Here is a 6,990-nt window from a genome sequence, read left to right as displayed (position 1 = left end):
CCGAGGGAAAAAATGTTTCAGTTCCTCTTTCACCTTGAGCGAACAAGAGCCTCGGCAGTGGACACCATACAAGCCCTTAGGGACTTCCAAACGTTCGAGCAACCGGAGCCAACGTGCGAAATTGCTGATCCATTCTTCTGGAATCCATTCCACGAGCTCGACGCCGATCGTCTTACTACCCGAATCCACCGCGGTATCTGGCGTGTCGTTTTCGTTGTGTTTCCAGTTCGCGACACTGCGCCCGGCAAATTGCGGTTCGGCTTCCTCTTGCGATTTCGAGGGACCTCTTTTCCTGCGTGACACAGCGGGCGTTGACGAAGATTGTGACCGAGGCTGGGTTCGCCGCGCAATCTGCCACAAATCTGCCACAAATTTTTCTGACCGGTTCCGAGCGATGCGAGAAAGCCTCGAAATGTCAGCTACTTATGGGAGGAGTGGTGCCCCGGCCGGGAGTCGAACCCGGACTTGAGGTTCCGGAGACCTCCGTGATGTCCTTTTCACTACCGGGGCGCGGATCTCGAATGGCAGACGCAGAAAGTAGCTCAGCCGCGCCGTCCTAACAAGCACCCTCGTCGCGAGTCCGCGAGCCTTGCCGTCGACCACTCGGCCGGGCGCGACCCATCCGGAGTCTGTCGCAGCTGCCGCGAACGCAGGCTACCGCCCCGCAAGCCGCGCAGAAGCGGGTCGCATCGGACTTCTGCTCTGTCGCGGTTTCGTATCGGGACGTTTTCGTATATCGTTCCCGCCCCTGGAAAACGCGGCCTCCGACAGCGGCCGCAGCCTGTATCTTGCGCATGAATCGAATTCCCTGGCCGCGACTCGTCCTGCTCTGGCTCGCCGGCATCGACCTCCGAATCACGTTGCTTGCGGTTCCGCCGCTCATCCCGCACATCCATCGCGACTTGAGGCTCGACGAGACCGCGGTCGCCGCGCTGCTGGGCTTGCCGATCCTGCTGCTGGCCGTCGCGGCCACGCTCGGCTCGATGATCATCTCGCGCTTCGACGCGCGCCGCACGGTGATCTTCGGCCTCGTGCTGCTCGCCATAAGCTCGGCGCTCCGCGGCGTCGGACCGTCGCTCGGGATGCTCTTCGCGATGACGCTGCTGATGGGCGCGAGCGTCGCTATCCTGCAGCCCGCGCTGCCGGCGCTGGTCTTTCATTGGGCGCCGAGCCACGTCGGCGTGGCGACCGCGGTGTACAGCAACGGATTGCTCATCGGCGAGCTGATCGGCGCCGGGCTGACCACACAGTTCGCGCTGCCGCTTTGCGGGGACTGGCCGCGTGCGCTCGCCTTCTGGAGCGTCGCGCCGCTGCTCACGGCGCCGGTCCTGTGGTGGATGACGCCGTCTCTGCAAGGGGCCGAGGCCGCGGAGCGTCCGCGATGGCTGCCGGACTTCCATCGTGCGCTGACCTGGCGGCTCGGACTGATCCAGGCGGGTGGCGGGACCATCTATTTCGGCGCCAACGCGTTTATGCCCGATTATCTTCATCATGCGGGCGCAGCGCATCTGATCGCGCCGTCGCTGCTATGCCTTAACGCGGCGCAACTCCCGGCTTCGATCGCGATCGCGCTTAGGCCCGGATGGTTCGTCGGACGCAGGGGGCCGGTGCAGGCGATGGCGATCCTGGCGTCGGTCGGGCTTGGAGTTTTCTTCATCCCGCATGACTGGTCGCGGATGGCCGGCGCGGCGATACTTGGATTCGCGGCGGCCTTCGCCTTCGTGCTCAGTCTCGCGTTCCCACCGCTGCTGGCCGAGACGCCCGGCGATGTCCATCGAATTTCCGCGGGCATGTTCACGATCGGCTACGGGATGGCGTTCCTTGTGCCGCTTTTGGGCGGCGCGGCGTGGGACCGCACGGGAGTGGCAGCGGCGTCGATGGTGCCGGTGGCGGTCGGAGCGCTCTGCCTGTTGCTCGGGCCGTTGGGATTGAGAAGCGGCGGACGGGAACTCTGAGAGGGCGCGCAAAAACGAAGCCGCTGCCGGTTGAGGATCAACCGGCAGCGGCTTTTTCTTAGAGATCCGGAGCGCTAGCGCGCAGGCCTACGGGCCGACCTGGACGCAGCCGCTGACATGATTATCGTATTCCTGCTGTAGCAGGTAGAAGTCGCCGTTCCACATCTCGTTCGCATTGCCCTCGTCCACGTAGGTGTGCCGTAGTTGTAGGCGCACAGATCGCCTATCTCGTTGCCCTGCGCGGTGTACCAGGCGTCAAGCAAAGGATCCGTGATCGATTCGGTCAGTTCGTGGCTGGCTATGCTCGCCGTGGCGTCACCCTCCGGATCTCCGTTGGGGGAGGGCGCGCCTCCGACCTGACAATGCGTGAGGTCGGCAAAAGGCTTATTTGTATAGATGATTGGGCCCGAGGCGGTAGAGACGAAGCCATGGTAAGGCGCATAGTAATTGTAGGCGCATGCGCTACCGAGACACGAACCCTCGCCGCTCGAGGTGAAGACGAGAAAAATGTGGTTGAGCCCGGCGGTCCATCCCTTCAGCCCCATCACGTGTTTGACTTCACGTTGGATCTGAAGGTCTGAAAGACAATTGCCGGGTGTGAGAGGATCCGTGCATCCCGAAGCTGGATACGCACGGGTGTCGACGTAATAGCCTCCCAAGCCTCCGAGGCTTTTGATGTAGGTCTTGCCGCTGATGTTTTGGTAGTACTGCGTGCTGTTGTTGTCGAGGCTATGTCCGGGGTAGTCGGTCAGGAGATTTTCCTGAATTGTGCGATACAACGCCGGCATGCTGGTCGGGCTGCCGTTCTGCAGCGTCGGTGGAACCCAGAAGATGGCGTAAGCGCGGCCCCGGATCACTTAGGAACGGGCCTAGTTCGCTCGTGCTATCAACCGTAGGGAATACGTGTGCCCGAGTACTCTCGGTTGTGATTGTGAGCGGCGATTGACTTTGCTAAGCGCGTGCCAGACGCGCAAACGGAGTCAAGGCCAAGCCAAGAATCGCCAAACTCGCGACCAATCTCGTCAACTTCGTCATTGTCCCCCCTGAATATCTGTTTGGATTCCCGAATCCCCAGTCTGTTGATATACGGGACGACATTAAGCCTCATCAGGAAGCCAAGCAAGTAATTTTCAGCTCTAGCAAATATATTGCGTCACTTTGCGTTCTATAGCTGAAAATGAATGAAAGCTGACGCTTTATGGCGCAGCACGCCCTTCGGCCTGGCGACGCTCCGCCTCGGGCCATGCCTTAGCGATCGTCTCGCGCATCGCCCGATGCAGCTTGCCGTTGCTTGCGAGGATGTTCCGCGCTTCGAGATTCAGCGTCGAGCCGTCGAGGTTGGTCGCGCGCCCGCCCGCTTCGGTCACAATCAGCGCGCCGGCCGCGACGTCCCACGGGCGGAGCCCGAATTCCCAGAATGCGTCCACTCGTCCGCACGCGACATAACAAAGGTCCAGCGCGGCGGAGCCCGTGCGCCGCACCCCCTGCGTGCGCATCATGAAGGCTTCCCAGAAGGTCAAATAGAAGTTGCGCCGCTCGCGGCGGTCGTAAGCGAAGCCGGTCGCCAGCAGCGCGCCGTCGAGGGACGGCGTCGCGCTCACCCGAATCGGCTTTGCATTGAGCCGCGCGCCACGCCCGCGCGCCGCCACGAACAGCTCGCGCTTGAGCGTGTCGAGGACGACCGCCAGTTCGACTCGTCCGCGGCGCTCGTATGCGATCGAGACGCAGAATTGCGGAAACCCGTGGGCGAAGTTGGTGGTTCCGTCGAGCGGGTCGATAATCCATCGATGCTCGCTCTGCCGCGCGTTCGCGCCGCTCTCCTCGGCGAGAATCGCGTGCCCGGGAAAGGCGCGGCCGAGCGTCCGGATGACCGCCCGTTCGGACTCGTGGTCGGCCTCGGTCACGAGGTCGATCGCATTGCTTTTGCGCACGACTTTTATCCGGTTGAGACGCTGGAGGTGGACGCGGCCGGCCGCGCGCGCGGCGTTGAGCGCAACGCGTTCGAGTCTGCCAGGCTCGGGAGGAAGTTCCGTGCGCATCGCGAGTGCGACGTTATTCGACGCCAGTGGTGTTATCCAGCCTGAGGGCGCGGCGAGCGTGCGCGTGAATCCACAAGACGGCTACTTAAGATCGGCGGCGGCCGCCGGCGCGAGCAGGTGATGAGCGTAGGGCATGATGGTCGCGAACAGATCGACCCGCGAATCGAGCGTCTTGCCAAGTCCGCTCAGCAAGCCCATCACGCGCGTCACCAGCAGCACGTCGGCGGGAACCTCGACGATCGGATTGACTCTCAGCGCGCGCGGCAGCTCTGCGGAGAATTCCTCGATCAACTGTCTGTCGGCATAGGCGCGGCCGCGCCGGATCGTGTTGCCGAGCATCAGGTTGGCGAGCGTTATCAGGGTCGCCGGCGATCCGTCGCGAGTGCGAAACCCGAGTTGCTCGAAGGCGGCGGCAATGCCCGCGTTATCGAAGGTCAGGATGGAAAACGTCAGCCGCACGATGCCGTCGCGAAAGCGCGGCGGGAAATCCTTGGCCAGGCCGAAGTCGAGCAGCACCAGGCGCGGCCCCGGCTGCACCATCACATTGCCCGGATGCGGGTCGGCGTGAAAAAAGCCGTCGCGCAGCACCTGTTCGCAGAACACCTCCATCAGCTTCTGCGCGACCGCCTGCTTGTCGATTCCGGCGCGCTCCAGCGCGGCGACGTCGGTTACCTTTATTCCCTCGACCAGCTCCATCACCAGCACGCGCCGCGTGGACAATTCGCGATAGAGTCGCGGGACCACCACGTCGGCGCGGGCCGCGAGGTTGCGCGCGATGGTCTCGCAGTTGTCGGCTTCGTGCTCGAAATCGAGCTCCATCGGGATGTACTTGAATGCCTCGCGGCTGAGCACCCGGAAGTCGAAATCGCGCTCGAGCCATGCGAGCACGCGCAGGATGACCGCGAGATTCCTGAGATCGGCGCGGACGATGCCCTCAATGCCGGGATACTGCACCTTGACGGCGCATCGGCGCCCGTCGTGCAGGCGCGCGGCATGGACCTGGGCGAGCGACGCCGCGGCGAGTGGTGCCGGGTCGAACTCCGCGAAGACCGCTTCGAGCGGGCGTCCGAGTTCGTTCTCGATGCGCGCGCGAATAGTGGCGAACGGGTGCGGCGGCACGCGGTCGTGCAGGCCGGACAGCGTGTTTACCCAGGCGTCGGGCAGGACGTCGGCGCGGGTGGCGATGAACTGGCAGGCCTTGATGAGCATCCCCTGCATCCGCACCGCCGAGCGATAGAGGGCGCGCGCGGCGCGGGCGTCCTGGCGCCGGTAGCGCTCCTCCTTGCGCTTGTCGCCGGCGATCCGCGCCCACAGTTGAATCGACTTGTAGCCGGCGTAGATTCTTGCGGCGACCCACGCGACGCTGGCGAAGCGCCAGGCGCGCACGAGCCGTCCGGGCTCGGGCTCCGCCGCGTCAGCCGGCCGTTCCGTTGCGGCCGTGGGTGTAGGTATTAGCATCCTCTCGGCGTAAACTGGTCGATTCACGCGGCTCTGCCGGACGGCCGGTTTGCTCCCGCGACGCGCGGGCGTTCCACGATGCAGATGCAAGTTTAAAGCATGCAGGCCAGGCAGAGAACCGTTGGTGGCATCGAGCGGGCGTCATGAAACCAGGCGAAGCGAACGGCGCGGTCGTGCGCGACATCACGCGGCGTTACTACGCGATGTGGTGGGGGTACGCGTTCGCCGGCGGCTTTTTATACGGCGTTTATCCGCTGTTCCTGCGCTCGCGCGGGCTTGACCAGTTCGAGATCAACAGCGTACTCGCGTGCTACTTCGTCGTGATGTTCCTGACCGACGTGCCGACCGGCGCGTTTGCCGACGCGATGGGCCGCCGGCGTTCGTTTGTGCTGGGCTGCGTGACGCGGGTCGGCGCGTTCACGCTCTACTTCTTCGCCCATCATTTCCTGGCCTTTGTCGCCGCCGAGTGTATCGACGGGATTGGCACGACGCTCTGCAATGGCGCGATCGACGCCTGGGGAGTTGACGCGCTGGATGCGGCCGGCTTCGCCGGAATCAAGGACCGGCTTTTCTCGCGCATCTCGCAGCTGACCAACTTCGGTTTCATGGCGGCGGCGATAATCGGCGCCTATGTCGCCGACTTCAATATCGCGTTGCCGTGGATGCTGGGCGCGGCCGGCTACTCGATGGCCGCGATAGCCGCGGCCTACCTGATGCGCGAGGACCATCGCGAAGATACGGGCGCGCTGCGGATCAGGCTTGGCGGCCTCTTCGGGCAGGTGGCAGCGCGCGTCGCCACCGGACTTCGCCAGGGCTTCAGCAATCGCATCGTGCTGATGCTCAGCAGCGCGAGCGCGCTTACCTTCGCGGCGTGGGCGCCGTACTGGCTGGAGTGGCCGCAGCTTTTCAACGACCGCTACGGCGTCGGCATCTGGATCGTCGGATGGCTTTACTGCCTCTTTACGGTCGCGCGGATGATCGGCGCAGAGGCGGTGGTGCGCATCGGGATCGAGGCGCGGGACCGCGGGGCGTGGATGGCCGCAGCGACGTTCGGCGCGAGCCTGCTGTTGTTCGCGGGCGGCGCGGCGGCCCATCGGCCGACCGCCGCACTCATCTCGCTCTTCGCGATGAACCTCGCCGCGGGCGCGATGCAGCCGCTTACGCAGAGCTGGTTCAACGAGCATATCGAGGCCGAGGACCGCGCGACGCTGCTCAGCTTCAACGGCACGTTTTCGACCATGGGCGGGTCGCTCGGATTGCTCGCGGTCGGCCGCGTCGCGGACGCTTTCGGTATTCCCGCGGCGTGGGAGATGGGCGCGCTGATCCTGCTTGCCGCGGCGCCGTGCTACTGGGCGATTCGCCACGTGCGCGCGCCGCTTCAAGCCGCACCCGCGGTTTCCTAGTCAGTATGGAACGACCGGCTCCGATTCGCAGATATCGTAGGTTACGCTGCGAGTTGGAGAAAGGTAGCGCAGGGCTACAAACGAAAGGAGCCGGTCGATGGAGAATAATATCCGATTCGTGGGGTTTGATGTCCA

General features: G+C 64.1%; 6 protein-coding genes and 1 tRNA gene. 2 read left to right on the top strand and 5 right to left on the bottom strand.

The window, feature by feature from the left end; translation table 11 throughout:
• Together VMI09_08325 and VMI09_08320 are read right to left on the bottom strand one after the other, a co-directional pair.
• On the bottom strand, window positions 1-303 hold a 303-nt coding region (locus VMI09_08325; GenBank protein HTQ24689.1), incomplete at its 3' end, for a hypothetical protein.
• A 132-nt stretch (window positions 304-435) separates the two neighbouring features.
• Window positions 436-510: transfer RNA gene (locus tag VMI09_08320), tRNA-Arg, on the bottom strand.
• 284 nt (window positions 511-794) lie between these two features.
• On the opposite strand from VMI09_08320, the gene VMI09_08315 reads away from it, so the two are divergent.
• Window positions 795-1,955 carry an MFS transporter gene (locus VMI09_08315; protein ID HTQ24688.1) on the top strand — a complete coding sequence of 387 codons (1,161 nt, stop codon included), beginning with the start codon at window positions 795-797 and terminating at the stop codon, window positions 1,953-1,955.
• A gap of 87 nt (window positions 1,956-2,042) precedes the next feature.
• Here the strand turns inward: VMI09_08315 and VMI09_08310 are convergent, their stop codons facing one another.
• The 3 genes from VMI09_08310 to VMI09_08300 all read right to left on the bottom strand — a co-directional run bounded on the left by VMI09_08310 (window position 2,043) and on the right by VMI09_08300 (window position 5,479).
• A complete protein-coding gene (locus tag VMI09_08310) occupies window positions 2,043-2,171 on the bottom strand; it encodes a hypothetical protein (GenBank protein ID HTQ24687.1) in 129 nt (42 codons plus the stop codon).
• Between the two features lie 980 nt (window positions 2,172-3,151).
• On the bottom strand, window positions 3,152-3,994 hold the full coding sequence (locus VMI09_08305) for an inositol monophosphatase family protein (GenBank protein ID HTQ24686.1): 843 nt from the start codon (window positions 3,992-3,994) through the stop codon (window positions 3,152-3,154).
• Between the two features lie 81 nt (window positions 3,995-4,075).
• Window positions 4,076-5,479 carry an AarF/UbiB family protein gene (locus VMI09_08300; GenBank protein HTQ24685.1) on the bottom strand — a complete coding sequence of 468 codons (1,404 nt, stop codon included), beginning with the start codon at window positions 5,477-5,479 and terminating at the stop codon, window positions 4,076-4,078.
• A gap of 116 nt (window positions 5,480-5,595) precedes the next feature.
• Between VMI09_08300 and VMI09_08295 the strand changes: the two genes are divergently transcribed.
• On the top strand, window positions 5,596-6,855 hold the full coding sequence (locus tag VMI09_08295) for an MFS transporter (GenBank protein HTQ24684.1): 1,260 nt from the start codon (window positions 5,596-5,598) through the stop codon (window positions 6,853-6,855).
• Window positions 6,856-6,990: the final 135 nt, after the last annotated feature.

This window comes from Candidatus Binataceae bacterium (assembly GCA_035500095.1).
In the GTDB taxonomy this organism is placed as follows: domain Bacteria; phylum Desulfobacterota; class Binatia; order Binatales; family Binataceae; genus JAKAVN01.
This window is presented reverse-complemented; position numbering and strand designations above follow the sequence as displayed.